Below are 26,620 nucleotides of genomic sequence, written 5' to 3'. Positions count from 1 at the left end.
CGCGCACTCTGCCCACTCGGGAATTATCTCCATCCTTGCACGTCATAGGCGCAGCGGCTCGCAAGGACGAATGATCGTCAATAAAAAAAATCACCGGCCTTGTGACTTGAACCCTGACCTGGAGCATCAGTACAAATAACCCCGCGTTGTAACCTGTTGAGGAATAACACCGCGGAACAATATTTCGCTGTTTGGGACCATGAGAGAGACCGAACCATGAACGCCCCGCTCCGTGTCAACGAAGCACTGCTGATCGCCGACCACGCCTTCGAACCCTTCCAGTGCGTAGCCTGGGATGCCCCCAACGGTACTGGTGAACTGAGCCTGGCAGTGGTCGACCGGACCAGCACCCGTATCGGCAGCAAGCAAGTGTCCTCGCGGGTCTACTCGGACCCTGCGCAATGGGCCAGCCTGATCGAGGAAGTGCGAGCCGAACTGTCCGGCAAAGGGTACGACCTGCAACCCTGGTCGATGCCCAAATAAACAAGGCAGCCTGTAACAAGTGCGTGGCTACCACGCACTTGGTCAACTTTCAGAGACCACGAATATAACTTTTCAATTGCGACATCCTGTCGCAGTTACATGCTCAATCGACCACGCTGAACTGCTCAATATGCCGGTATTCGGCATGCAGTTGTTCGGCAAGTTGTCGGGCGCGGCCTACTCGCACCGCCGCCCGTTCCATGTCCACCAACAACGTGCTGCACGGTAACGGCTGCATTGGGGCTTCCTGCAGCAGGCGGCCATCGGTCAGTACCAGGCAGCGCTGGGTCTCCAGGGGCAGGCGCTTGCTCCGCGCCAGCAACCACTGGCGCGCCTCCTCGAGCGCTGTTGGTAACGGCGTGCCACCGCCAGCCCCCAGCCCCTGCAACCACGGCTGCAGTGCCGCCGAGGCCTTGAGACCATGCAGCTGCCATTGCGGCTTGTCGCCACTGACGGTGAGCAAGGCCAGGCGCGCCCGTTGCCGATAGGCTTCATCGAACAATCCGGCCAGCAGGCCTTTGGCTTGTGTCAGTGCCTGGTTGCGGCGGGTGGAAGCCGATGCATCGACGATCACCAGCCAAAGCTCCGGCGCTTGGGCCTGGCGCTGTTGCCAGCACAGGTCGCGATGCTGGCGCGGGCGCCCCTTGAGCAAGGTCGTCAGCCAAGCGATGCGGCCGGTCTCGGCCGTACGCGGGCGGCCCCGGGCACTACCTGTCAAATTGCCGACACGGGGCTTGGCATCCGCCGCCTGGGCATGGCGCGAGCGGATGCTCAGGGCTTTTTTGCCCAGTTCGGCACCTCGCGGCGTGCGCCCGTCGCCATCGGCTGGGGCGGCAAGGCGCCCCAGTCACCCTGCCCGCCTTGCGCTTGCTGCGGCCGAGGTGGCTCGCCCGCCGTGGCGGCCTGCGCCTGCGGTGCGTGAGCGCGACGACGATGGCGCAAGGCGAAGTCGGCAACCGCTTCCACATCCGCTTCCTCGATCACTGCATTGCCACGCCAGGCGGCGTGAGCCCGTGCAGCCCGCAGCCACACCAGATCCGCACGCATGCCGTCCACCCCGGCGGCAAAACACCGCTCGGTGATCCAGGCCAGGGCCTGGTCATCCAGGGCGATCGACGACAATTGCTCGCGCGCGGCCTGGCAACGCTGGCGCAGTGCGGCCTGCTGAGGCGCCCACTGGGCACAGAATGCCTGTGGGTCGCTGTCGAAGGCCAGGCGGCGGCGGATGATCTGCTGCCGTGCTTCGGGCGCGGGCAGGCCCTCCAAGGCCACGTTCAGGCCAAACCGGTCGAGCAGTTGCGGCCGCAGCTCGCCCTCCTCCGGGTTCATCGTGCCGATCAGCACGAACCGGGCGGCATGCCGATGTGAGATGCCATCGCGCTCGATACGGTTGGTACCACTGGCCGCCACGTCCAGCAGCAGGTCCACCAAGGGGTCGGGCAGCAGGTTGACTTCGTCGACGTACAGTACGCCGCCGTCGGCATGGGCCAGCACACCCGGCGAGAACCGCGCCTGGCCTTGGCTCAACGCGGCATCGAGGTCGAGGGTGCCGACCAGCCGCTCCTCGGTCGCCCCCAGTGGGAGGGTCACGAACGGGCCGTCGCCCAGTAAATCGGCCAGGCCCCTTGCCAGGGTGCTCTTGGCCATGCCCCGGGGGCCTTCGATCAACACGCCACCGATCTTCGGGTCTATCGCCGTCAGGCACAGCGCAAGCTTGAGGTCGTCGGCGCCGACCACGGCGGCCAGGGGGAATTGTACGGGTTCGCTCATGTTCAGCTGTCTTCCTCGCCGGCGAGCAACTGCTGCTCGAGGCTTTCGCGATAGTAGCCCGGTTCTTGCCACAACCCGCGCTGCTGGGCTTCCAGCAAACGCTCGGTAAGGTCGCGCAGGGCTTCGGGGTTGTGCTCGCGCATGAAGTCACGGGTGGCCGGGTCGAGCACATAGGCGTCGGCCAGGCCCTGGTAATGATGGTCGTCGATCAGGTGGGTGGTGGCGTCGAAGGCAAACAGGTTGTCGACCGTCGCCGCCAGCTCGAACGCACCTTTATAGCCATGACGCTTGGCGCCGTCGATCCATTTCGGATTGAGCGCGCGGGCACGCATCACTCGGTTGAGTTCTTCCTTCAGGGTCCGCACCCGCGGCCGGTCAGCCTGGCTGTGATCGCCGTGGTAGCTGGCTCGCGCGGTACCGGCCAGGGTTTCGGCCGCCGCCAGCATGCCGCCCTGGAATTGGTAGTAGTCGTTGGAGTCGAGCAGGTCGTGCTCGTGGTTGTCCTGGTTCTGCAGCACGGCCTGCACCTGCGCCAGGCGCTGGGCGAACGCGGCGCGGGCCGGTGTGCCCTCGTCGCTGGCGCCGTAGGCGTAGCCACCATGGTTGAGATAGACCTCGGCCAAGTCGTCGCGGCTGTGCCACAGCCGGCCGTCGATGGCGTTCTGCACGCCGGCGCCATACGCCCCCGGCTTGGCTCCGAATACCCGCCAGCCGGCCTGCCGCGCCGCCTGCTCCAGCTCCATGCCGGCGCCGAGCAACACTTCACGCTCGGCGCGCACCCGTGCGGCCAGGGGGTTCAGGTCGTCCGGCTCGTCCAGCGCGGCCACCGCCTGCACGGCGGCGTCGAACAGGCGGATCAGGTTGCCGAAGGCGTCGCGGAAGAAACCCGACACTCGCAGCGTCACATCCACCCGCGGCCGGTCGAGCAGGCTCAATGGCAGGATCTCGAAGTCGTCGACCCGCTGGCTGCCGGTGGCCCACACCGGGCGCACGCCCATCAGCGCCAGGGCCTGGGCGATGTCGTCGCCGCCGGTGCGCATGGTCGCCGTGCCCCACACCGACAGGCCCAGCTGACGCAAGTGGTCGCCGTGATCCTGCAGGTGGCGCTCGAGGATCAGGTTGGCCGAGGCAAACCCCAGGCGCCAGGCCGTGGTGGTCGGCAGGTTACGCACATCGACGGTGTAGAAGTTGCGCCCGGTGGGCAGTACGTCCAGGCGGCCACGGCTGGGTGCGCCACTGGGCCCTGCCGGGACGAAACGCCCGGCCAGTGCGGCCAGCAGGCCGTCCATCTCGGCGGCGCCACAGGCGTCCAGGTCCGGCGCGACCCGTTCGACCAGTGCCTGCAAGACCTCGCGCACCGGTGCCCAGCCGTCTTCATCCGGCAACGCCACAGCCCCTTGCAATGCCTGCTCGATCAATGTCAGCGCGAGGCACTCCAGACGCTCACGGGTATCACCACAGGTGCGCCATGCGCTGTTGTCAAGTTGCAGCAGCAGGCCCGGGCGCGGCCCGTCCCAGGCCTGCCCCAGGTCGCAGTCCAACGGATCGAAGCCCAACGCCAAGGCCTTGGCCAGCACGCGAATCAGGCTGGCATTGCCGCCCTTGCCATCTCCCCGAGCCACCCGCACCAGGGCCAGCAGCGTGTCGCTGCGCAGGCGCCCCTGGGGCGACTGGCCGAATACATGCAGGCCATCGCGGATCTGCGACTCCTTGAGGTCGCACAGGTAGGTATCCAAGCGCGGCAACCACACCGCAGCATCCTCCAGCTGCCCTTCAAGCTGCAGTTCGCGGTCGATGTGGTTGGCCTTGACCAGTGCGAGGATGTCGCGCTGCAACTCGTTGGCGCGACGTGGATCGAGCAACTGCGCTTCGTAGTACTCGTCGGCCAGCTGTTCCAGGTGGCGCAGCGGGCCGTAGGTCTCGGCGCGGGTCAATGGCGGCATCAGGTGGTCGATGATCACCGCCTGGGTACGTCGCTTGGCCTGGGCACCCTCGCCTGGGTCATTGACGATAAATGGATAGATGTTGGGCAACGGCCCGAGCAACGCATCCGGCCAGCATTCGGCGGACAGCCCCACGCCCTTGCCCGGCAGCCATTCCAGGTTGCCGTGCTTGCCGACATGGATCAACGCATCGGCGGCGTAGCCGTTGCGCAACCAGAAGTGAAACGCCAGGTAGCCGTGCGGCGGCACCAGGTCCGGGTCGTGGTATACGGCGCTGTGGTCCACCTGGTAGCCCCGCGCCGGCTGGATGCCGACGAAGGTCAGGCCGTAGCGCAGGCCAGCGACCATCATGCGCCCGCTGCGGAACATCGGATCCTGCTCAGGCGGCCCCCAGCGCTCCAGCACGGCGCGCTGGTTGGCCTCGGGTAATGCGGCGAAGGCGCTGTGGTAGTCGGCCAGGGCCAGGCTCTGGGCGCAAGGGCGCTGGTCAAGATGATCGAGGTCGTTGGTCACACCGCCAAGCAACTGGTGGATCAACTCGGTGCCGCTGTCGGGCAGGCCGGCTACCGGATAACCCTGCGCCTGCAGGGCCTTGAGGATATTCAATGCCGCGCCTGGGGTGTCGAGGCCGACTCCGTTGCCGATGCGCCCGTCGCGGGTCGGATAGTTGGCCAGCACCAGGGCCACGCGCTTCTTCTGGTTGTCCAGGCGCGCCAGGGTCACCCAGCGCCGCGCCAGTTCGGCGACGAAATCCATGCGTTCGGGGTGGGCGCGGTAGCAGACCACGTCGGACTGGCTGCGCTCGCTGCGCCAGGCCAGGTCCTTGAAACTCACCGGCCGGGTGATGATGCGCCCGTCCAGCTCGGGCAAGGCGATGTGCATCGCCAGGTCGCGGGCGCCGAGGCCCTGCTCGCTCTGCTCCCAGCCGGGCTGGTTGTCCTGGGCGCAGATCGCCTGCAACACCGGCACGTCGCGACGCAGCGGGCGCAGATTGGGCTGTTCGGGGCTGGACAGAGCGAAGCCGGTGGTGTTGATCACCACCTCGGCCTGCACTTCGTCAAGCCAGGCCTCGACCTGGTCCAGGCAAGCGCGTTCCTTGAGGCTGGCCACGGCGATCGGTAACGGATTCAGGCCGCAAGCCTGCAGGCGCAGGCAGAACACATCGATGAACGCGGTGTTGGCCGCCTGCAGGTGAGAGCGGTAGAACAGCAGCGGCGCCACCGGGTACTCCGGGTGCCATTCGGTGTACCAGTCCTCGAGCCGTGCGCTAGCCTTGCCCGGGTGGTAGACCACCGTGCGCGGCAAAGGCTGCGGTTCGTCCCAGGGGTAGGCGCGCCCCAGCCACTGGCTGGCCAGGCAGTTGAACAGGTTCAGTGCATTGGCCTTGCCGCCCTGGCGCAAGTAATGCCAGAGGCGCTCGGCCTGTTCGCCGCGTACCGTGCCCAGCCCGGTAAGCTCCGGGTCGGGCCGGTCGTCGCCGGGGACCAGGATCAATTGCACGCCCTGCGCCGCCAACGCCACCAGTTGTTCGACACCGTAGCGCCAGTAACCGACGCCGCCATGCAGCGACACAAGGATCACCTTGGCATGGCGCAGCACCTGGTCGACATACAGGTCGACCGAGGCGTGGTTCTGCACCTGCATCGGGTTAGCCAGGCGCACGCTGAGGAAATCCGCCGGCAACTGCTCGGCGGTTTCGGCGAGCAGCGCCAGGTGCGAATCACCGCTGCAGAGGATCACCAGTTCGGCAGGGGTCTGGCCGAGGTCGGCGATGCTGTCGTCCGGCACAAAACCGCCCGGCTGGGTCCGCAGCAGGTGCATGGGTCAGGCGCCCAGGGCCTGGCGCAGACGCGCTTGCAGGCGTGCAGCATCCAGGTCCTGGCCGATCAGCACCAGGCGGGTGATCCGTGCTTCCTCGCTGCGCCAGGCGCGGTCGAAATGCTTGTCGAAACGGGTGCCCACGCCCTGGATCAGCAGACGCATCGGCTTGCCGGGAATGGCGGCGAAGCCCTTGGCGCGCAAGATGCCGAACTCGGTGACCAGTTGTGTCAAGGCGTCGAGCAACAGGCTTTCGTCAGCCTCGGGCAAGTCGATGGAGATAGAGTCGAAGGCGTCGTGGTCATGGTCGTCGTGATCGTCGCCGTCGTGGTGGCTGTCGTGGTGGGTGCGGCGGCCGTCGATATGTACCTCGGACTCGGCGCCCACGCCCAGCAACACTTCCAGCGGCAGGCGACCACTGCTTGCCTCGATCACCTTGACCGCCGGCGGCAGTTCCTCGGCCACTTCGGCACGGACCTTGGCCAGGCCGTCGGCATCGATCAGGTCGGCCTTGTTCAACACCACCAGGTCGGCGCTGGCCAGCTGATCGGCGAACAGTTCATGCAGCGGCGATTCGTGGTCCAGGTTAGGGTCGAGCTTTCGTTGGGCGTCGACCTGGTCTGGATAGGCGGCGAAAGTACCGGCCGCCACGGCCGGGCTGTCGACCACAGTGATCACCGCATCGACCGTGCAGGCGTTGCGGATCTCTGGCCACTGGAAGGCCTGCACCAAGGGTTTGGGCAGGGCCAGGCCGCTGGTTTCGATAAGGATATGGTCGAGGTCGCCGCGGCGCGCTACCAGCTCGCGCATCACCGGGAAGAACTCTTCCTGCACGGTGCAGCACAGGCAGCCGTTGGCCAGCTCGTAGACACGGCCGTTGGCTTCTTCCTCTGAGCAACCGATGCTGCACTGCTTCAGGATCTCGCCATCGATACCCAGTTCGCCGAACTCGTTGACGATCACCGCGATCCGGCGGCCCTGGGCGTTGTCGAGCATATGGCGCAGCAAGGTGGTCTTGCCCGAGCCGAGGAAGCCGGTGACGATGGTGACGGGAAGCTTGGCCAGTGTTTTCATGTCGCAATGCCCTTGGCAGCAGTGGCGCGGGCATGCAGGACGACAGCCCCGGGTCGAGTCGCCCTGGCTGGTTCGCCACCGGATCACCCCGCCCGGTTGAAAGTCGAAAACGTTGCGAGGCAGGTCTCCTGGCTTGCACCGCCGGCCTTCTCAGCCAGTGGGATGGCGCCTTCCCGCGCGTGCGCAGTGGCTATGCCGATCCTTCATCAGTGCCTACAGTTGCGGGGGCAGCCGCGGCTTGTACCGCGTTCCCGTCTTAGCCCGGGCCAACGCCCGGGAACCTCGAACCGGCAAGGCTACGCAGTGCCTGCCTGACGGTCAACCGCCACAGCGATTGACGCAGGCCCGGCCCCGTGATTTGCTAACGCATTGCGTTCAGGTGCCCCCAACGGGGGTGAAACGGGAAACCGGTGCGTCGCGCGCCCTTTGAAGAGGGACGACAAGGCCGGTGCTGCCCCCGCAACGGTAAGCGAGAGAAGCATCCAAACCACTGTGCCCCCGCATGGCATGGGAAGGTGATGCTTGACCAATGGAGCCCCACTCCACCTCGCCAGCCCGGAGACCGGCCTGACATGCTTGCAGAACACCCCGCGGTGGGCGGGCGCTGTCGTATCACCTGGGCCAACCGTGCCCGGGGGCGTCGCGCCTGCCCGTTGCCACAACAAAAGCAGCAGAGGACGCGTCATGCCCATCACCCACGCCAAATCCAGTATCGCCACCCCCATCAGCCTCAGCCAGCGCCTGATCGTCGCGGTCGGCGCCACCCTGCTGGGCCTGTGCCTGGTGTACTTCGCCGGTTTCTCGCACATCGAGGCGGTGCACAACGCCGCCCACGACACCCGCCACAGCGCTGCCTTCCCTTGCCACTGAGTACGCCCGCATGATCACGCGCATCGCCCGTACCGCGGGTTTCAGCGGCCTGCTCGCCGCCCTGCTGCTGACCCTGCTGCAAAGCTTCTGGGTCGCCCCGCTGATTCTCCAGGCGGAAACCTATGAAACCGCCGCCCCCGCCGTCGAACACCATGAGCACGGCGAGGCGGCAGCACCTCATGAGCACAGCGCCGAGGCCTGGGCGCCCGAAGATGGCTGGCAGCGGGTCCTGTCCACTACCGGTGGCAACCTGGTGGTAGCCGTCGGCTTCGCTCTGATTCTCGCCGCCCTGTACAGCCTGCGCACCCCAGGCCGAGTGGCCACCGGTGCGCTGTGGGGCCTGGCGGGCTTCGCCGTGTTCTGCCTGGCGCCGACCCTGGGTCTGCCACCGGAACTTCCGGGGACAGCCGCCGCCGACCTCGGCCAGCGCCAGACTTGGTGGATCGGCACCGCCGCCGCCACCGCCGCGGGCCTGGCGCTGCTGGTCTTCGCCCACCATTGGCTGTTCAAGGTGCTGGGTGTCGCCCTGCTGGTAGTCCCTCACCTGATCGGCGCGCCGCAACCAGCGGTTCATGAAAGCTTGGCCCCCGAAGCGCTGGAAACCCAGTTCAAGATCGCATCCTGGCTGACCAACGCCGCGTTCTGGCTGGCCCTGGGCCTGCTCAGCGCCTGGTTGTTCCGCCGCTCCAGTCAGGCCTGATGCGCGACCTCGCTCGCCCGCCGGCGTTATATGCCGGCTTTGGCTGCCGGCGTGGCTGCCCGGTCGAAACACTCGCCGTGCTGCTGCGCCAGACGCTGACCAGCCACGCCCTGCCTCTGTCGGCCCTCAAGGCCATTGCCAGCATCGAACCCAAGGCGCGCGAACCCGGCCTGCTGGCGCTGGCCGAACGGCTCGGCCTGCCGTTCATCTGCTTCGACAGCAGCCACCTGGCAACCTTCGAACCGCTGCTCAGCCAGCGCTCGACAATAGCGTACGCGCAGACCGGCTGCTGGGGCGTGGCCGAAAGCGCGGCGCTGGCCCTGGCCGGGCGCAGCGGCACCGAGCCGCGCCTGCGCGTACCAAGGCAGGGGTTACGAGGCGCTACCCTGGCCCTGGCCATCGGCGGATAATCCGATCCTTTTACCTGCAAGGAACCCCCATGACGGTCTATTTCATCGGCGCCGGCCCCGGCGATCCCGAGCTGATCACGGTCAAGGGCCAACGCCTGATCCGCCAATGCCCCGTGCTCATCTACGCGGGCTCCCTGGTACCTGCTGCGGTGCTCGAGGGGCACCAGGCGCACACCGTGCTCAACAGCGCCGAGCTACACCTGGAGCAGATTATCGAGGCCATGCGCCAGGCACATGCCAACGGGGAGGATGTAGCCCGCGTGCATAGCGGCGACCCCAGCCTGTATGGAGCCATCGGCGAACAGATCCGCCACCTGCGTGAGCTGGGCATCGACTACCAGATCGTCCCCGGCGTCACCGCCACCGCCGCAAGCGCCGCGCTGCTGGGCTGTGAGCTGACATTGCCAGGCGTAGCGCAGACGGTGATCCTCACCCGCTACGGCGACAGTTCGCCGATGCCGGCCGGTGAACAGCTGGCCGATCTGGCCCGCCATGGCAGCACCCTGGCCATTCACCTGGGCGTACGTCATCTGGAGCGGATCGTCGAACAGTTGCTGCCGCATTACGGTACCGACTGTCCCATCGCCGTGGTCCATCGCGCCACCTGGCCAGATCAGGACTGGGTCAAGGGCACCCTGGCGGACATCACCGAACGCGTGGCCGCCAAGGGCTTCCGACGCACCGCGCTGATCCTCGTGGGGCATGTCCTGGGCGACGCCCCCTTCGCCGAATCCGCCCTGTATCGCGCCGGCCACGCCCACCTCTATCGGCCCGGCCCGTGAAGCGATTGCCGAGCGGGCAGCGGCGGCGCACACTGGGCTTTCCAACTGGATGGAAGCCCTGAACATGCTCGACCTGCGCCCCAACTGCGAATGCTGCGACACCGACCTGCCACCTGAAAGCCCGGATGCGCTGATCTGCTCGTTCGAGTGCACCTTCTGCCGTGCCTGCAACGCGCAGCACTTCCATGACCGCTGCCCAAATTGCGGCGGCCAACTGGTGACGCGCCCAACCCGCGTGGGCAAGGTACTGGGCAACAATCCCGCCTCCGCACTCCGTGTACTCAAGCCCCACGCACCCTGCGCCTGAAGCCCCTGTGCTCGAACCTTGTTTGTAGGAATTTTCCACATCTTGGCGCGGGTTTTTCAACACCCCTATACTCGCCTATTACCAAGGGTGCTGAATATCCGTAAGGTGCGCGCTGCCCAGCAAGTCCGCGGCCCGGAACCTTGAAGACAAGGCTGGAAGCGGGATGCACTTTGACAGGAGCTACCTGAATGACATCCGTGCTGTTGGTCGATGACCACCACATCGTGCGGCTCGCCGTACGCATACTGCTTGAACGCGAACGCTTCACCGTCGTGGGCGAAACCGGCAAAGGCAAAGAGGCCGCACGCCTGGCCGAGCAAACCAAGGCAGACGTGGTCATCCTCGACATCGGCCTACCGGACCTCGACGGCATGGAGGTGATCAAGCGTCTCAAGTTGATCGCCCCTCCGCCGCGGATCATGGCACTCACCGGCCAGCCCGCCGATCTCTACGTGCGCCGCTGCATGGACGCCGGCATCTCGGCCTTCGTCAACAAGGACGAAGACCTCGATGCCCTGGTCTTTGCCCTCAAGGCCTTGGTCAAGGGCTACTCGACCTTTCCGCAGATGGCAGTCAACAGCAATACCCTGGAAAGCGAGACGTCGCGCCTGGGACTGCTGTCCAACCGCGAAATGGAAGTGTTGCGTCGGCTCAGCGCCGGCCAGAGCAACAAACTGATCGGTGAACAGATGAACCTCAGCGCCAAGACCATCAGCACCTACCGCGGCCGGATCATGGAAAAGCTCAAGGTCGAGTCGCTGGTGGAAATGGTCGACCTGGCCAAACGCAACAACGTGGCCTGAGTCATGAACAAGGGCGCCCTGCTGTGCCTGCTGCTGGCCATGCTGCCGGCACTTCCCGCGCACAGCGAAGCGCACAGCGAATCCCGACATCTTCTGGCCCGCGCCCTCAGCGCGGCGCCTCCCTTGACGCTCGCCGCCTCCGACCGTCAGTGGCTTGCAGAGCGTGGACGCCTGGTGCTGGGCAGCTCGCGCCCGGACTACCCCCCCTTCGACATCAACAACAGTCAGTCCGACTACGAAGGCCTGAGCGCGGACTATGCCGGCCTGATCGGCGAGCAGTTGGGCGTGCCGGTCCAGGTGCGCCGTTATCCAAGCCGCGAGCAGGCGCTGGCGGCGCTGCGCGCTGGCGAGATCGACCTGCTAGGCAGCTCCAATGCTTTCGAAGCCAATGATGCGCACCTGGCCCTCAGCCTGCCCTATGCCGACGACCTACCGGTCATCGTAACGCGCAAGAACCAGGCCCTGCGCGACGGTGACGACCTGGCCGAGCTGCGCCTTGCCATGGTGGATCACTACCTGCCCATTCAGGCGGTGCGTCGCCTCTATCCCCGCGCCCGGCTGGAGCTGTATCGCTCGACCCTCGCCGGGGTCGCCGCCGTGGCCCTGGGACAGGCCGACGCTTACCTGGGTGATGCCATCAGTACCGACTATGCAATCGCCAAGGGTTTCCAACAAACGGTCAAGGTCGATCACTTCGTCAAGGCCCCGGCCAGCAGCTTTGCCTTTGCACTGAACCAGGACAACCTGCGCCTGTTGCAACTGGTCGACCTCGCCCTCGGGCGCATCGCCGACAGCGAACGGCTCAACATCCTGCGCCGCTGGGCCGGAGGCAGCACCAGCCTGCTGCTCGACCGCCGCCTCGATGCCTTGACCCAAGAGGAGCGAGACTGGATCGCGCAACACCGGCAGGTCAGCGTGATGATCAACACCACGCTGGCGCCCCTGAGCTTCACCGACGCCCAGCAGCAACCACGGGGTATCGCCTTGAACCTCCTGGAGCGTATCGGCCTGCGCACGGGGTTGCGCTTCAAGGTGGTCGAATCGGAGTCTTTCGAGGAGATGGTCGAGCAGGTCGCCCAAGGCAAGGCGAACATGATCGGTGCCATCGGCTACGGCGAGCACCGCGCGCAACGCCTGCGCTACACCCGACCCTACATGATCAGCCCGCGGGTAGTGGTCACACGGCGGGATGCCCCGTCCCTGGAACCGCAGCAACCACTGAAAGGACTGCGAGTGGCGCTGCTGCGCGGTTCACCGTTGCGCGAAGGCCTGGAACGCGAGTACGGCGAACTGCGGATCGTAGAAGTGGAAAACCCCCTGCAACTGATGGAGGCCGTGGCCAATGGTAATGCCGACGTCGCCCTTGGCTCGCACATCAACGCCAGCTATTTCATCAACCAGGTGTTCAAGGACCGCCTGCGCATTGCCGGCCTGTACGGTGATGAGCCGGCCCTGGCAACTTTCGCCGTGGGTCCTGCGCAGCCGCAGTTGCAGGCCATCCTCGACAAGGCTTTGCTGAGCATTCCACCTGACGAACTGGAACAACTGGTCAGTCAATGGCGAACCAACGCAGCCGTCAGCGACATCCCCTGGCGCAACTACCGCACCCTGGCCCTGCAGGTACTGGTTCTGGCCGCCCTGTTGCTGGCTGGCGTGGTGTTCTGGAATACCTACCTGCGCAAGCTGATCCACCAGCGCAGCGAAGCCCAGCGCGCTTTGCAGGAGCAACTGGCACTCAGCCGCGGCCTGCTCGAACAGCTGCGTCAGGCCAAGGACGATGCCGAACAGGCGAGCCGGGCGAAAAGTACCTTCCTGGCGGTCATGAGCCACGAGATCCGCACTCCGATGAACGCGGTGATCGGCCTGCTCGAGATGGCGCTTGAAGACAGCCAGCACGGTCATAGCGACCGCCAGGCGCTGGAGGCGGCTCACGGTTCGGCACTTGGCCTGCTCGACCTGATCGGCGATGTGCTCGATATCTCGCGTATCGAGTCCGGCCATATGACGCTGCAACCCGTGGCCTGCGACCTGGTCGCGCTGATCCATTCGACCCTGCGGGTGTTCGAAGGCAGCGCCAACCTGAAAGGGCTGGTAATGACCGCGCAGCTGCCCGACTCGCCCACCTGGTTGCTCGTCGACCCGCTGCGCTTCAAGCAAGTTCTGTCGAACCTGGTGAGCAACGCCATCAAGTTCACCGATCAGGGCCATATCGAAGTGTCGCTGACCATCGCTCCGGTCGACGGCGGCATGTTCGAGATCACGCTGCAGATCAAGGACAGTGGCGTGGGTATCAGCAGCATTGACCAGGCCCGCCTGTTCACCTCCTTTTCCCAGGTCGATGGCCGGCAGGCGCGCCAGGGCGCCGGCCTCGGCCTGGTGATCAGCCGCGAGTTGTGCGAGCTGATGGGAGGCGAACTGAACATGAACAGCATCGAGGGGCTGGGGACCCAGGTTGCAGTGCACCTGACACTGCCCGGCGCCGCGCCTCCTGGCACCGAAACAACCGGCAACGCCTTGATCGAACCCGGCGCAGGCCCCCTGCAGGTCCTGATCGTCGATGACTACCCCGCCAACCTGCTATTGCTCGACAAGCAACTGCGTTCACTTGGGCATCAGGTGACCCTCGCCGAGCAGGGCAAGGCCGCGCTGTCACTCTGGCAGGACGGCCGTTTCGACGTGGTCATCACCGACTGCAGCATGCCGGTCATGGACGGCCATGAGCTGACCCGGCAGATACGCGCTCGGGAGCGCGAGGCAAACCTGCCCGCGGTTCGAATCATTGGCGTGACGGCAAATGCCCAGGCCGAGGAGCGCCAGCGCTGCCTGGACAACGGCATGGATGAGTGCCTGTTCAAACCGATCGGCCTGCAGGCGCTCAAGGCTTGCCTGCCGCTGGCCACCGAGGCACCCCGCGCCAGCGGCTTCGATCTGGCGCAACTGCGCCACCTCACCCAGGACGATGATCGGCTGGTCAAGCGCCTGCTGGAGCAGTTGGCGCAAAGCAGTGCCGAAGACCTGCAGGCGCTGCACGCGCTCGGTGACAACCCGTCGGGCGCCGCCCTCGCTCCGGTGGTCCACCGGGTCAAGGGCGGCGCCCGAATGCTCAAGGTCAAGGGCGTGAGGCAGGACTGCGAGGCCTTGGAACAGGCCATCGCCCAAGGGCAGCCGGTGGAGAAGGGGCTCGCCCAGTTACGGGCGAGCCTGCATACCCTGGAGCTCGAACTGCGTCAGAGCCTCAGTGCAATTGAAGGGTCGAACTGATCTGGCTGATGGCGTCCACCACGTGCCTTGAGCCCTCCTGGATCTCCATGATCACCGTACCGGCTTCATTGGCCAGTTCCACGCCCAGGCCGGTGCGGGTCAGGCTTGACTGCATGCTGGCCACCGCGGTCAACGACAGGTCATGATTCTGTCGCACCACCTCGACGATCTCCAGGGTCGCCTTGCTGGTGCGCGCAGCCAGGTTGCGCACCTCGTCGGCGACCACGGCGAAGCCACGGCCATGCTCCCCGGCCCGGGCCGCCTCGATGGCGGCATTGAGCGCCAAAAGGTTGGTCTGGTCAGCGATGCCACGGATGGTCAGGACGATCTGCCCGATCACTTCGGACTGCTTGCTCACGGCATCGATGGTACGGGCGGCATCATTGAGCTCGCATGAGATCTGCTCGATCACCTCGACTGCCTGCTGCACCACCTGGGTACCCTTGCGCGCACAGGCATCGGTCTGCACCGAGCTGGCATGGGCGGCGTCGGCGGCGGTTTGCTGGGTGCTGATCTGATGGGTGATGTCGCTGGCGAACTTCACCACCTTGTACAGCCGGCCCTTGTTGTCGAAGATCGGGTTGTAGGAAGCCTTGAGGTAAACCGTCTGGCCCTGTTTGTTGACCCGCTCGAAGCGATGTGAATGGTACTCGCCACGGTTGAGCGACGCCCAGAAATCGCGGTACTGGGATGATTCGCGTTCATGGGGCAGGCAGAACAGCCCATGGTGGCGCCCGACCACTTCCTCCAGGCGATAGCCCATGGTGTCGAGGAAGTTCTGGTTGGCCTTGATCACTCGCCCAGCCGGAGTGAACTCGATCACCGCCATCGAACGGCCGATAGCCTTGAGCAGGCTTTCGCTCTCGTGCTCCTCGATCACGTGGCGGGTAATGTCGGAGGCCACCTTGATCACGCTGGTCACCTGCTGGCGCTCGTCGATCACCGGCATGTAGCTGGCTTCCAGCCACACCTCGCGCCCCGCCTTGTCCAGGCGCTCGAACGTACCGCCGATAGCCTTGCCCTCACCCAGCTCGCGCCACAGTTGCTGGTACTCGGCACTCTTGGCATAGGTCGGGTCGCAAAACAGCCGGTGGTGCTTGCCACGTAACTCGTCGGCGCTGTAGCCCATGGTCTTGCAGAAGTGTTCGTTCGCCTCGAGGATCGTGCCATCCGGCGTGAACTCGATCATCGCCATCGAGCGGCTGATCGCTGCCAGCTTCGCCTCCATGCCCGCCAGGGCCTGCCGGCAGCGCTGGATCTCGACCAGATCGGACTTGCGATGATACTCGAACATGAGCCGGGCCTCCTGATTCCACGGATGTCCTGAGCATAGATCGGCGGCCAAGGCCTGCAAGCGATCTGATATCACTTTCGCATTAGGCATTTGTGCCGTCTGTCAGGTCAGGACCGGGGTTCACCTCGCTACAGGCTCTGACTGTCATCAGAACTGCACACCGCGGGTCAGGCCACCGTCGACCAGCAGGTTGGTGCCAGTGATGAAGCTGGCTGCGGGACTGGCCAGGAACACTGTGGCTCGCGCCACCTCGTCGGGTCGAGCCATGCGCCCCAGTGGGTTGGCCGTCAGGCTGCGGGCGAACACCTGGGGCTGCTCCTGCTCGATACGCCCCCAGACACCGTCGGCGAAGTAGACATTGCCGGGGGACACGCAATTGACCCGGATGCCCTCTGCCGCATGACGCGCCGAGAGCGTCTTGCCATAGTGGGTCAGGGCAGCCTTGAGCACCCCGTAGGGTTCGTCGAAACTGCTCAGTTCGCGCCCGGATACGCTGGAAATCAGCACCACCGCCGCTTGCGCGGACTCCCTGAGCCAGGGCAGCGCCGCCGTGACCAGCCGCACGCTGCCCAGCAGGTCGGTCTCGAAGGCCTGCCGCCATACGGCCGCCTCGCTGCCATGGGCCAGGGCACTGACGTTGGGCACGACGATGTCAACCCCTCCCATGCGTTCGGCGGCGGCGGCGATCCACCCCTCGACTTCGTCGGCGTCGGTAATGTCTACCGCCCTGCCCCAGGCGTGCCCGTTCAACTGCGCCTCGGCCTGGCTTACTCCGGCCTCGTCCCGGGCGCAGAAGGCCACCTGGGCGCCTTCGCCAAGGAAGCATTCGACGATTGCCCGGCCGATCCCGCGCGTCCCGCCGCTGACCACGACTCGGGCACCTTGCAGTTGCAGATCCATGTACTGATTCCTCTGGCTGGTTGGATTTGCCGGCGAGTCTACGGCGCGGAATCAGCCAGAGGCTGTATTGGTCCCACAAAAGCGCCGCAGTTCGACATTGTCGAACCTTGCACTGCGCTGCGCCTGCACGCTGCGACGATTGCAGGCACAATGTGCAGCCATCGCACAACGGGATCGCCCATGACCACCAACCCTCGCCAGATACAGTCCCTGGAGCGCGCCATGCGCTTGCTCGAACTCCTTCGCGCCGAAGGCGGTCGGGCACGCCTGAACGACCTCGCAGCACGCAGTGGCCTGGGCAAGAGCACCATCCATGGCCTGCTCGACACGCTGATCTCGCTTGGCTATGTCACCCGCGAGCAGCGCTTCTACACCCTCGGCCTGCGCCTGCGACAGCTGGCTCAGCCGCTGAACGAGACCGAGCAGCGCCTGCGCCAGGCCTTCACGCCAGCATTGCGTGCTTTCGCCGAACTGTGTGGCGAAAACTGCTTCCTCGCCGTTCCCGGGGGCACCCGAGCCTATCTAACGCTGGCGGCGCTGGATAGCCGCGGCCTGTCCCTGCAACAGCCGCTGGACAGCCGTCGCGATGGCCTGGCCACTTCAGCGATCGGCAAAGTGCTGCTGGCCCATGATCGTCAGTTGGCCAGGCAGTTGTTCCGCACTCGAGCGGTTCCAGAAACCCTTGCCCAGGAACTGCACCAGGTCGCCAACCAAGGCTTCGCCCTTGACCTTGCCGCCTCGCGCCCGGACCTGCACTGCTTCGCCCTGCCCTTGCGCCTGCGCGGCCAGGTGGTGGCCGCGCTGGGTGCCGGTGGTCCCGCGCAACGCCTGCAGGCGCCGGTGATGCGTCGCATGGCGACACGGGCGATGCGTTCTTTGTTCGATCTGGTGAAATGCTGACGACGCACCAAGGGCCGCAAGTGCCCGCACCGCATCGACTGCACTGGGGGCAGGCCGCCACCAACGTTCACGCAGCAGCCCCCATGAATCAGGCCCCTCTTCTATACTCCCCCAGTATCAGGTGCACGATGCCCCGCAAGAGGGATACCCATGAAGATCGTAGTCACCAGCATCCTCGTCGACGACCAGGCCAAGGCCCATGCCTTCTACCACCATGTCCTGGGCTTCGAGCCCAGGCACGACATCCCCATGGGCAAGTACCGCTGGCTCACCCTCACCTCCCCCAATGACCCCAATGGCGTCGAGTTGCTGCTCGAGCCCGATGCCCATCCAGCGGCGAAGACCTACAAGGCCGCCCTCAAGCAGGACGGGATTCCCGCCACTTCGTTCGGCGTGCGCGATATCCAGGCTGAATATGAAAGGCTGTGCAAGGCGGGCGTGCACTTCACCCAGTCACCTACCCCCGTGGGCCCGGTCACCGTGGCCGTGTTCGACGACACCTGCGGCAACCTGATCCAGATCGCACAACGCCATTGATCAGCTCTGGGCCGCCGGCAACCGCAGGGTGGCGCACAGCCCGCGCGGCGAGGCGTTGCGCAGTTGCACACTACCGTCCAGGCGTTTGATGACGGTGCTCACGATCGACAATCCCAGGCCGGCACCATTGGGCGTGTCCTTGCTGTAGAAGCGCTCGAATACCCGCTCAAGGTCCGCCGACTCGATACCGGGGCCTTCGTCCTGGACCTCCACCACCAACACCTGTGCATCTCGGCGCAAGGCGACACGCACCCGCCCCCCAGGGGGCGAATGATCCACCGCGTTGGTCACCAGGTTCTGCAAGGCGATGGCCAGGGCACCGGCATCGCTGAACACGCGATAATCAACGCCTTCGGCGATCTCCAGAGAGGGCTCCTGACCGCGTTCGAGGATCCACGGGGTCAGCTCTGCCAGGGTTTCGGTGGCCAGTACACCGAGATCGATTGCGGCCCAGTTGCGCTGCGCCAGGCGAGGTTCAAGGCGGGCCAGGGTCAGCAGTTGGTTGACCACCCGGGTCAGGCGGTCGACGCCTCCGATCAGATACCCCAGCGCCTTGTCGCGCTCAGCCTCACCGGTGGCCGCCTGGGCGTTCTGCGCGTGGAGGCGCAGAATCGCCAGCGGCGTGCGCATCTCGTGGGCGGCATCGGCAATGAAACGATGTTCTCGGCGCAGCAATTGCTCGATCTGCGCAAGCAACCGGTTGATCGCCGCCTGCATCGGCTCGAGTTCCTTGGGCAACGGCACCAGCTGCAGAGGTTCCAGGGACTCGGCGTGCCGGCCACGGATCACCCGGGCCATGTTCTGTAACGGCTGCAGTCCCCAGCCGATGGCCGCCCAGACCAGCAGCGCCAATGCCAGGCTGCCGAGCAGAAACGGCATCAGCGTGTGGCGCACGATCCTGTCGATCAGGTCGTAGCGAACATCGTTGCGCTCCCCCACCCAGATCAGCCAGTGCTTCTCCGGCACCGGCAGCACGAAACCACGCCAACGCTGCCCCTGAACCAGCATGTCGGAAAACCCCGGCGTGCTCGGTGGCACCGCGAAAGCGGGCGCGCTGGGTGTATGCACCAGCGAGGTGGCCTGGTCGTCCCACACTTGGAAGGCCAGCTTGCTTTCGTAGGGATGGCCGACCCGGTGCCGCCCCGCCTTGCTCAGCGCCTCGTCGAACGCCTGGTACAGCGCCTGCCGGTTCTGCTCGTGCACGGGCAGGCTCATCACCCCCTGCAGCAGGCGAGCGTTCTGCGCCAGATGGGCATCGTAGACCTCGGTGATTTCATGGCGGCTGTCGTGGTAGTTGTACAGCGCCAGCAGACCGCTGCCGACCAGCAGCAACAGCATGACCCGCCACAGCGTGCGCTGGCGCAACGAACTCATGCGCGCCCCTCCACCAGGTAGCCGATACCGCGCACCGTGCGGATCAGGCCGTTGAATAGCTTCTTGCGCAACTGGTAGATATTGACTTCAAGGGTATTGCTCTCAGGCTCCTCGTCCCACCCATAGAGCAACTGGGTCAGGCGCTCACGGGTGAAAACCTTGCCCGGCTGGGCAAGCAACTCGTGCAGCAGCAGATACTCCTTGGGCGTGAGTACGACTGGCTGGCCGTTGTAGCGCACCTGCTGGGTCGTCGGATCCAGGCTCACGCCGGCATGCTCGATCAGCACCCGGGCGCGGCCTGCGCTGCGCCGCAGCAGCGCGCGCAGGCGGGCCTTGAGTTCGTTGAGGTCGAAGGGTTTTACCAGGTAATCGTCGGCACCGGCATCCAGCCCCGCGATGCGATCCTCCAGCCCGTCGCGCGCGGTGAGGATCAGCACCGGCATGGCGTTTTCCGCGGCGCGCAGCCGACGCAACAGTTCCAGGCCATCCAGACGCGGCAACCCCAGGTCCAGCACCAGCACGTCGAAGCTCTCGACGCCTAGCGCATGCAACGCACTCTGGCCATCCTGCAACCAGTCGAGGGTGTAGCCCTCCAGCCGCAGGCCATCGCAGATTCCCTCGCCCAAAGCGGCGTCATCCTCAACCAGTAGCAGGCGCATGCTCAGTCCTGTTTGTCCTCGATGGCCTTGAGTAAAGCATCGATTTCCCCGCGCCGGCCCTGGTCGGCCAGCCCGCGTCCTGGCCGCGGCGCGGCGTGCAGGGCCTTGTCCAAGGCAGCACGGGCTTCACCGTAGCGGTTCTGCCGGTACAAGTGGTCGGCCCAGAAGTAGTTGCTGTCGATACCGTCGGGGTTGATCGCCAGGGCCTGGCGCAGCATCGCGTCGGCCTTGTCCTGGTCACCGAACCCCAAGGGCCAGCCCGGCACCCGATCGTACAAAGCCCCCAGGCTGGTGTAGGCCGACCCTTGCAGGGCCTTGGGGTCCAGCGCCAACGCCTTTTCCAGGCTGGCACGGGCGGCCTTGACTTTACCCAGCGCGCCGAGCCCGCCTGTGGCGCCAGCCCAACTGCTGTTGACGATGCCCTCCCAGATCAAGGGTTCCGCCGACCCCGGGTATTGACGGACAAACCCTGCCGCTTCCACGGCCAGCGCCTCGAACGCTTTGGCGCGCTGCGCTTCGGGCAATTGGTACTGAATCTGCGCCCAGCGCTGCTGCACCTCGCTCAGGCGCTGGTTGCCGGCTTGGTCGAGGGCCCAGACAAGGGGCGAAAAGGCCAGCACACCGGCCAATAGCAGACGTTTCATTTGCCTGACTCCTTGCCCGGATGGGCGCTAAAACGACGAATCAGCGGCAGTTGCTTGCGCAGGGCACGATCAACCAACCCCGGCAGCATGCCGTTCAAACGCACGAAGAGTTTTTCCGGCCAGCCGAGGTACACCTCGCTGCGCTCGGACTGGACCGCATCGAGCACCGCGCGGGCCACATCCCGCGGCTGGTCCACGCCGACCTTCAGTGCCTGGTTGAGCGCCGTGGCGGCATTGCTGTTCATTGCCGTGCGCGTTGCTCGTGGCGCGGCATATAGCACGTTCACCGGGGTGTCGGCCAGCTCGCGGCGCAGTGCTTCGGAAAAGCCGCGCAGCGCGAACTTGCTAGCGCAGTAGGCGGCGTAGCCGGGGTAGCCGATCGAGCCGTAGGTAGAGCCCACGTTGACCACCAGGGCCCGAGGCTGATCGCGTAACAGCGGCAGGCAGGCACGGGTCAGCTGCAGTGCGGCCTTGAGGTTGATATCCAGCAGCTCGTCGAGAGCCGCCTCGTCAAGCTGGTCGAGCAAGGCGAAGCGATTGATCCCCGCAGCGTTGATCAGCACGTTGACACCACCCATGGACCGCGCCGCCGCCAGCACGTCCTCGCGGCTCTGGGCACAGCGCAGGTCAGCCGCTTGCCAGCGCAATTGCTGCGGATAACGGTTCATCAACTGCGCCAGCGGGCCAAGGTGTCGGCTTACGGCCAGCACCCGGGCGCCGGCGGCACACAGCTGCTCGGCCAGCTCCAGGCCGATTCCGCCGCTGGCCCCGGTCAACACCACCACGCAATCAGGCAAGCGCATGCCGCACCTCACTCTGGCCTGCACGTGGCAGGTGCTGGAACATTTCGGTGTACAGGCGGTATACCACCTTGGCCGCATGGATCACCGCCTGCTGATCGCCACTGTCGTCCAGGCGGTCCATAAGGCCGCGGTAAGTCACCATGTGATCCTGGTCCAGGGCGCCGTGGGAACTGAGGTAGCTGAAAGCCTTGTCCGCAAGCCCCAGGCTACCCTGTATCCTGCCGGCAGCCTGGGTGGCCAGAGCGATGCTGGTGCCCTCGAGCACATTGACCATGCCGAACAGCCCCACCGGGTTACCCCGAGCGATCAAGTCGTAGAGGAAGGCGACCATCAACTCGATCGGCAACGCGGGACGCCCATCGCGGACCTTGTCCGGGTCACCGCCACAGGCGGCGATGTCGTTGAGGATCCAGCGTTCGTGGCCGTATTCCTCCTCGATGTACTCGCACACGGCGCCACGTAACCACTCGAGACGCGATGGCAGACGGGCGCCACAGGCCATCATCAACGGTACGGTATGACGCACATGGTGGTAGGCCTGGGTCAGGAAGGCCACATAACCCTCCAGGCTGACCACGCCACCCAGGGCATCGCGGATCACCGGGACACTGAACAGCGCTTCGCGCTCACTGGCGGTCTGTGCTTGCAGGTTTTCGAAAAAGGACATGGCGAACCTCATGCTTGTTGGAGAATGGACAACAGGGACTGGTAATGCAGCAGGATCGCCTCGCGGCGTGGCCGGCCATTGGCGGTGAGAGTCCCCGCCTCGGCATTCAACGGCTCGAACAAGCGTCGCCAGGCATGGACCCGGGCATAGTCAGGCAGGCCTTCGTTGCACTGGCGAACCGCACGCTCGATCTGCTCATCGCTGGCCTGCGGGTCCAGCGGCCAGAGCAGTGCCAGGTTGCCCGGCAGGCCCTCGCCATGCACAAAGGCCTGGGCGATGACCCCGCCCTGAGTCAGCTCGGCCTCGACCCATTCAGGGTTGACGTTGCGCCCGAAGCTGGTGATGAACTGGTGTTTCTTGCGCCCAGCCAGGTGCAGGTAGCCGTCGCGGTCAAGCTGGCCGAGGTCCCCGGTCGGCCACCACTGGCCATCGAACGCGGGTTCGCCGAGGTAACCAAGCATGCTAGAGCCGGCCACCAGCACCTCGCCATCCTCGGCGATGCGCACCTGGACATGGGGCAACGGCCGGCCGACACTGCCCAGGCGCCGCGCCCCGGGACGGTTCAGGCATACCACCGAGGCGCACTCGGACAAGCCGTAGCCTTCGTACACAGGCAGGCCGACCGCTGCGGCACGCGACAGCAGGCTGGCCGCCACCCGGGCACCGCCCACGGCGACAAAACGCAACGGGCCGACACGCATCGCCCCCCGCTCGATGGCCGTGACCAGCCCCAGCAACAGCTGCGGGACCAGGATCAGGCTCTCGGCGCCGCTCAGGGCGATCACCCCCAGCAGACGCGCGAAGTCCACCTGGCTGGCGCCGCGGATACCCAGCTGCGCCTGCGGATAGAGCATGACCACGGCGCCGGCCAGCAGCGCCGCGTACACCCCCAGGTTTTCCAGCAACACCGCCAGCGGCAGCACGGCAAGGTACTTGCCCGGCGCCGCCTCCCGGCTGGCCGCCTCAAGCTCGCGGGCGACGCGCAGCATCGACGCGGCGCCCAGGCAAACGCCCTTGGGCGCACCGGTACTGCCGGAGGTGTAGGTAATCTTGGCGGTGCCGAGCGGCAGTTGCGGGGACACAAGCGGATCACGGCGCCAGAACTGCGTGCCACGGGTGAACCCACAGGCTTGCAGCTCATCGGCAAGCGCGCTGTCGGCCAGCACCAGTGAGACGCCCCCCTGCGTCAGGCAGTGGCGTCGCTGGGCCGCACTGAAAAAGCCCGGCAGCAGCAGCATCGGACGCTCGGCCAGCAACGCGGCAAGGTCCCAAAGCACGGCTTGCGGACCGTTATCCAATGCCACGGCGAAGGTGCCGGCAGGTTGTTCGCGCAACCAGTCCGCTCGCAGGCGCACTTCACTCAGCAACTGCGCGTAGCTGAACCGTTCATCACTGCCCAGCAGCGCCGGTTGCTCGCCACGGTGGCGGGCATGGACCTGCAGTGTTTCGAAAAATGCCTCGATATCATGCGGCATGACCGCTCTCCTGATTCAGCACCGGCAGGCCCAGCCGTTCGAACACGCCGGCGCGGGCCAGAGCCGTGTGGCCTAGTCCGATATTGCCGACGTACACCTGGGGTTGCTGCGCGTAGTAACTGCCCCAACTGCCGGACTCCTCGCCTAGCCGGTGCGCAGCCGCTTGCGCCACGACCGTGGGCTCCAGCCCGAGTCGACGGAAACTGTTGAGCAAGGTCGCCGCCCCAGTGAATGCGACCCACTGCAGGCCGCGTGCCGCCAGCAGCCAGGTCACCGCGACGATCATGATCCGTGCGCTGCCGGCACTGAGCGCGGCCAGGTTACCCACCTCCACCAGCTGCTCGCGGGTGATCGGCGCCGCTGCCACGTTCGCCACGGCGTTCTCCAGCGGCACATCGAGGTAGCGCTCCAGGAACAACGGTGTACTGCCAGCCAGGCGTACGCCGGCGGCTGCGATCAGCCGGCCATGGCGATCACGCAGCCCCAGCAGCTCGGGCATGTAATGATGCACATCGGCGTGATGCACGCAGGCGAATCGCGCATGGATGAATTGCTCAAGTTCAAGTCGACCTGGCGTTTCCGGCCCATGCAGCAGTAGTTGGGCCTGGTGTTGCGCATGGCTGCCAATGGCCACGGGAAACAGGGTGTTCCAATTCAGCTCGGTCATGACGGGCCCCCGCTCGTTTCAGTGGAGGCAGTATCGAGGGCGAATCTGAAGCCAGTCTGAAGTCTCGCGATCGAGGTGCTGGCGCCCCTCGCTGGGGCTGCTACATTGCTGACTTCCTCGGCGCAGCCAGAACAAGGACACCCCATGCGCTACGAATTCAGCGAAGTGTTCAACGACCTGGTCGACTATTTCCTGCTGGGCGATATCCAGTTGCTCGAACAGTTCAAGGAAGACCAAGACCTGCCCGACGACCTGGCGCGCGCGTTCACCAGCAGCGACAGCGGCGACCTGGCGGTGCAACAAGGCGTGATCCTGCCGCTGGCCGGCGTCGACAACCTGCCCTACCGCATCCTGTTCACCCTCGACGAACGCACCCCGGCACTGCTCGAACCCGGCAGCCGCCTCAAGCACCGTCGTCCGGGCCATATGCTCAGAGTCGAACACGGCGCCGTGATGCTCTTCACCTGGCGCATCCTGCAGCACTTCACCAACAAGACCCTGGGTGATCTGCTGGCGCGCTACCAGGAGCCGGGGCGGCCGATCATCGAGCTGGACAACGGCTGGTATTCGGTGGAAGTGCTCGCGGGCGCAGTAGTCCGCGACGGGGTGTACGAACCGGCGTTCGAATTCGTCATGAAAAAGACCTATGCGCGGCCACAGGCCTTGGAGGTGGATGTCGGCTACCGGTATACCTTGCGCGGGTACTTCGACTGACCAGGGCCGCTGCTGCGGCGTGGAGCGAGCCATCGCCGCAGCAGCAGACTGTCATCGCTCAGGTGTGATGGATATCCCGATCCTTGGTCTCGGGCAGGAAGAAGATACCCAACACCGCGGTCATCACCGCAATGATGATCGGATACCACAGCCCGTAGTAGATATCCCCGGTGGCCGCCACCATGGCGAAGGCCACCGTCGGCAGGAAGCCACCGAACCAGCCGTTGCCGATGTGGTACGGCAGCGACATCGAGGTGTAGCGGATCCGTGCCGGGAACAGCTCCACCAGCCAGGCGGCGATCGGCCCGTAGACCATGGTCACGTAGATCACCAGGATGGTCAGCAGCAGCAACACCATCGGGTAATGGATCTTCGCAGGGTCGGCCTTCTCGGGATATCCGGCCCCTTTCAGGGCACCGGTCAGCGTGGCGGTGAAGGCGTCGGCCTGAGTCTTCAGTTCAGCCGCGGCCAGGCCAGTGCCCTCGAAACTCGGGATCACCCGCTCACCGATACGGATCTGCGCCACGCTGCCCGGCTCAGCCTTTTCGTTCTCATACGGGATCGCCCGCTTGGCCAGCAGGCTCTTTGCGATATCGCAGGAACTGGTGAAGCGGGCCTTGCCCACCGGGTCGAACTGGAAGGCACACTGCCCGGGGTCAGCCACCACCACGACCGGGTTCTGCTCCTGGGCAACGAACACATCCGGGTTGCCGTACTCGGTCAGCGCCTTGAAGATCGGGAAGTAGGTCAACGCGGCAATGATGCAGCCGGCCATGATGATCTTCTTGCGCCCGATGCGGTCGGACAGGCTGCCGAAGACGATGAAGAACGGCGTGCCGATCAGCAGGGAACCGGCGATCAGCAGGTTGGCGGTCTGCGGGTCGATCTTCAGGGTCTGCAGCAGGAAGAACAGCGCGTAGAACTGCCCGGTGTACCACACCACCGCCTGGCCGGCGGTGCCGCCGAGCAGTGCCATGATCACCACCTTGAGGTTGTCCCAGCGGGCGAACGATTCGGTCAGCGGCGCCTTCGACGCCTTGCCCTCGGCCTTCATCTTCATGAACACCGGCGACTCGTTGAGCTGCAGGCGGATGTACACCGAAATCGCCAGCAGCAGGATCGACAGCAGGAACGGTATCCGCCAGCCCCAATCCTCGAACGCCTCGGTGCCCATGGCCGTGCGGCAGGCCAGGATCACCAGCAGCGACAGGAACAGCCCGAGGGTGGCAGTGGTCTGGATCCACGCGGTGAAGAAACCGCGCTTGCCCTTGGGCGCGTGCTCGGCCACATAGGTGGCAGCGCCGCCGTACTCCCCGCCCAATGCCAGCCCCTGCAACAGCCGCAGGGTGATGAGGATCACCGGCGCGGCCACGCCGATCGTCGCATAGCTGGGCAGCAAGCCGACCACCGCGGTGGACACGCCCATGATCACGATGGTGATCAGGAAGGTGTGCTTGCGCCCGATCATGTCGCCCAGGCGGCCGAACACGATGGCGCCGAACGGCCGCACGGCAAAGCCGGCGGCGAAAGCCAGCAAGGCAAAGATGAACGAGGTGGTCTCATTGACCCCGGCAAAAAAGTGCTTGGCGATGATTGCCGCCAGCGAGCCGTACAGGTAGAAGTCGTACCATTCGAACACGGTGCCCAGCGAAGAGGCGAAGATGACCTTGCGCTCCTCCCGGGAAATGCCACGTTGGGGCGCGCTACTGCCCGTGGATGCGCTGTCAAGGACCGCCATGGGTCGCCTCCGTCTGGTTGTGGTAGA

The 26,620-nt window shown here is 65.6% G+C and carries 24 protein-coding genes, 2 pseudogenes and 2 riboswitches; of the genes and pseudogenes, 11 read left to right on the top strand and 15 right to left on the bottom strand.

Going from position 1 to position 26,620, the window contains the following annotated elements:
- Positions 1-216: 216 nt before the first annotated feature.
- The gene (locus OH705_RS17950; RefSeq protein WP_023631096.1) at positions 217-483 is read left to right on the top strand and encodes a hypothetical protein; all 267 of its coding nucleotides are present in this window, start codon (positions 217-219) and stop codon (positions 481-483) included.
- A gap of 103 nt (positions 484-586) precedes the next feature.
- On the opposite strand, the gene OH705_RS17945 is transcribed toward OH705_RS17950, so the two are convergent.
- Genes OH705_RS17945 through cobW form a run of 4 tightly spaced genes read right to left on the bottom strand, consistent with a single transcriptional unit; the run spans position 587 to position 7,088 of the window.
- Positions 587-1,201, bottom strand: coding sequence for a vWA domain-containing protein (locus tag OH705_RS17945; protein WP_081941271.1), 615 nt, complete (start codon positions 1,199-1,201; stop codon positions 587-589).
- Positions 1,202-1,254: 53 nt separating this feature from the next.
- A complete protein-coding gene (locus tag OH705_RS17940; RefSeq protein ID WP_267302670.1) occupies positions 1,255-2,253 on the bottom strand; it encodes an ATP-binding protein in 999 nt (332 codons plus the stop codon).
- Between the two features lie 2 nt (positions 2,254-2,255).
- A complete protein-coding gene (gene cobN, locus OH705_RS17935; protein ID WP_267302669.1) occupies positions 2,256-6,017 on the bottom strand; it encodes a cobaltochelatase subunit CobN in 3,762 nt (1,253 codons plus the stop codon).
- Positions 6,018-6,020: 3 nt separating this feature from the next.
- Positions 6,021-7,088 carry a cobalamin biosynthesis protein CobW gene (cobW, locus tag OH705_RS17930; RefSeq protein ID WP_038706274.1) on the bottom strand — a complete coding sequence of 356 codons (1,068 nt, stop codon included), beginning with the start codon at positions 7,086-7,088 and terminating at the stop codon, positions 6,021-6,023.
- A 100-nt stretch (positions 7,089-7,188) separates the two neighbouring features.
- Positions 7,189-7,388: riboswitch (cobalamin riboswitch) on the bottom strand.
- Between the two features lie 60 nt (positions 7,389-7,448).
- Positions 7,449-7,674, top strand: a riboswitch (cobalamin riboswitch).
- A gap of 98 nt (positions 7,675-7,772) precedes the next feature.
- On the opposite strand from cobW, the gene OH705_RS17925 reads away from it, so the two are divergent.
- From OH705_RS17925 to OH705_RS17895, 7 genes are all read left to right on the top strand, one after another.
- The gene (locus OH705_RS17925) at positions 7,773-7,958 is read left to right on the top strand and encodes a CbtB domain-containing protein (RefSeq protein ID WP_023631330.1); all 186 of its coding nucleotides are present in this window, start codon (positions 7,773-7,775) and stop codon (positions 7,956-7,958) included.
- A 10-nt stretch (positions 7,959-7,968) separates the two neighbouring features.
- Entirely contained in the window at positions 7,969-8,658 is a 690-nt protein-coding gene (locus tag OH705_RS17920; RefSeq protein WP_038706275.1) for a CbtA family protein, read from the top strand.
- Positions 8,658-9,068, top strand: coding sequence for a cobalamin biosynthesis protein (locus tag OH705_RS17915; protein WP_038706276.1), 411 nt, complete (start codon positions 8,658-8,660; stop codon positions 9,066-9,068). The genes OH705_RS17920 and OH705_RS17915 overlap by 1 nt, the downstream gene beginning before the upstream one ends.
- Positions 9,069-9,097: 29 nt before the next feature.
- Positions 9,098-9,850: a precorrin-4 C(11)-methyltransferase gene (gene cobM, locus OH705_RS17910; protein ID WP_023630917.1), complete on the top strand. Its 753-nt coding sequence runs from the start codon at positions 9,098-9,100 to the stop codon at positions 9,848-9,850.
- A gap of 64 nt (positions 9,851-9,914) precedes the next feature.
- Positions 9,915-10,157 carry a DUF1272 domain-containing protein gene (locus OH705_RS17905; RefSeq protein WP_094012014.1) on the top strand — a complete coding sequence of 81 codons (243 nt, stop codon included), beginning with the start codon at positions 9,915-9,917 and terminating at the stop codon, positions 10,155-10,157.
- Between the two features lie 188 nt (positions 10,158-10,345).
- The gene (locus OH705_RS17900) at positions 10,346-10,960 is read left to right on the top strand and encodes a response regulator transcription factor (RefSeq protein ID WP_023630915.1); all 615 of its coding nucleotides are present in this window, start codon (positions 10,346-10,348) and stop codon (positions 10,958-10,960) included.
- A gap of 3 nt (positions 10,961-10,963) precedes the next feature.
- Positions 10,964-14,221 carry a transporter substrate-binding domain-containing protein gene (locus OH705_RS17895; RefSeq protein WP_416383583.1) on the top strand — a complete coding sequence of 1,086 codons (3,258 nt, stop codon included), beginning with the start codon at positions 10,964-10,966 and terminating at the stop codon, positions 14,219-14,221.
- On the opposite strand, the pseudogene OH705_RS29345 reads toward OH705_RS17895, so the two are convergent.
- The 3 genes and pseudogenes from OH705_RS29345 to OH705_RS17885 all read right to left on the bottom strand — a co-directional run.
- A pseudogene (locus tag OH705_RS29345) lies at positions 14,196-14,615 on the bottom strand (methyl-accepting chemotaxis protein); the annotation flags it as partial. The gene OH705_RS17895 and the pseudogene OH705_RS29345 sit on opposite strands and share 26 nt — an antisense overlap.
- Positions 14,616-14,732: 117 nt before the next feature.
- Positions 14,733-15,449 (bottom strand): annotated as a pseudogene (locus tag OH705_RS29340) (PAS domain-containing protein); the annotation flags it as partial.
- 213 nt (positions 15,450-15,662) lie between these two features.
- Entirely contained in the window at positions 15,663-16,415 is a 753-nt protein-coding gene (locus OH705_RS17885) for an SDR family NAD(P)-dependent oxidoreductase (protein ID WP_267302667.1), read from the bottom strand.
- A gap of 180 nt (positions 16,416-16,595) precedes the next feature.
- On the opposite strand from OH705_RS17885, the gene OH705_RS17880 reads away from it, so the two are divergent.
- Together OH705_RS17880 and OH705_RS17875 are read left to right on the top strand one after the other, a co-directional pair.
- A complete protein-coding gene (locus OH705_RS17880; RefSeq protein WP_267302666.1) occupies positions 16,596-17,315 on the top strand; it encodes an IclR family transcriptional regulator in 720 nt (239 codons plus the stop codon).
- 150 nt (positions 17,316-17,465) lie between these two features.
- The gene (locus OH705_RS17875) at positions 17,466-17,852 is read left to right on the top strand and encodes a VOC family protein (RefSeq protein ID WP_023631650.1); all 387 of its coding nucleotides are present in this window, start codon (positions 17,466-17,468) and stop codon (positions 17,850-17,852) included.
- Here OH705_RS17875 and OH705_RS17870 read toward each other — a convergent pair whose 3' ends face one another.
- Genes OH705_RS17870 through OH705_RS17840 form a run of 7 tightly spaced genes read right to left on the bottom strand, consistent with a single transcriptional unit; the run spans position 17,853 to position 24,141 of the window.
- Entirely contained in the window at positions 17,853-19,226 is a 1,374-nt protein-coding gene (locus tag OH705_RS17870; RefSeq protein ID WP_267302665.1) for an ATP-binding protein, read from the bottom strand. It lies immediately after the preceding gene.
- A complete protein-coding gene (locus OH705_RS17865) occupies positions 19,223-19,885 on the bottom strand; it encodes a response regulator (RefSeq protein WP_038706279.1) in 663 nt (220 codons plus the stop codon). Before OH705_RS17865 ends, OH705_RS17870 begins: the two co-directional genes overlap by 4 nt.
- 2 nt (positions 19,886-19,887) lie before the next feature.
- Positions 19,888-20,529, bottom strand: coding sequence for a tetratricopeptide repeat protein (locus OH705_RS17860; RefSeq protein ID WP_104445262.1), 642 nt, complete (start codon positions 20,527-20,529; stop codon positions 19,888-19,890).
- A complete protein-coding gene (locus tag OH705_RS17855; protein WP_104445261.1) occupies positions 20,526-21,332 on the bottom strand; it encodes an SDR family oxidoreductase in 807 nt (268 codons plus the stop codon). Before OH705_RS17855 ends, OH705_RS17860 begins: the two co-directional genes overlap by 4 nt.
- Positions 21,319-21,999, bottom strand: a complete 681-nt coding sequence (locus OH705_RS17850) for a TenA family transcriptional regulator (protein WP_023632524.1) — start codon at positions 21,997-21,999, stop codon at positions 21,319-21,321. The genes OH705_RS17855 and OH705_RS17850 overlap by 14 nt, the downstream gene beginning before the upstream one ends.
- An 8-nt stretch (positions 22,000-22,007) precedes the next feature.
- The gene (locus OH705_RS17845) at positions 22,008-23,474 is read right to left on the bottom strand and encodes an AMP-binding protein (RefSeq protein WP_267302663.1); all 1,467 of its coding nucleotides are present in this window, start codon (positions 23,472-23,474) and stop codon (positions 22,008-22,010) included.
- Positions 23,464-24,141, bottom strand: a complete 678-nt coding sequence (locus tag OH705_RS17840; protein ID WP_038706282.1) for a thermostable hemolysin — start codon at positions 24,139-24,141, stop codon at positions 23,464-23,466. The genes OH705_RS17845 and OH705_RS17840 overlap by 11 nt, the downstream gene beginning before the upstream one ends.
- 144 nt (positions 24,142-24,285) lie before the next feature.
- Between OH705_RS17840 and OH705_RS17835 the strand changes: the two genes are divergently transcribed.
- On the top strand, positions 24,286-24,855 hold the full coding sequence (locus OH705_RS17835; protein WP_094012009.1) for a hypothetical protein: 570 nt from the start codon (positions 24,286-24,288) through the stop codon (positions 24,853-24,855).
- A gap of 58 nt (positions 24,856-24,913) precedes the next feature.
- On the opposite strand, the gene OH705_RS17830 is transcribed toward OH705_RS17835, so the two are convergent.
- Positions 24,914-26,593 carry an MFS transporter gene (locus OH705_RS17830; RefSeq protein WP_023632052.1) on the bottom strand — a complete coding sequence of 560 codons (1,680 nt, stop codon included), beginning with the start codon at positions 26,591-26,593 and terminating at the stop codon, positions 24,914-24,916.
- Between the last annotated feature and the right edge of the window lie 27 nt (positions 26,594-26,620).

Source organism: Pseudomonas sp. BJa3 (genome assembly GCF_026343815.1).
In the GTDB taxonomy this organism is placed as follows: Bacteria; Pseudomonadota; Gammaproteobacteria; order Pseudomonadales; family Pseudomonadaceae; genus Aquipseudomonas; species Aquipseudomonas soli.
Note: the sequence above shows the minus strand (reverse complement) of the source record. Positions and strands in the feature narration are given on the sequence as shown.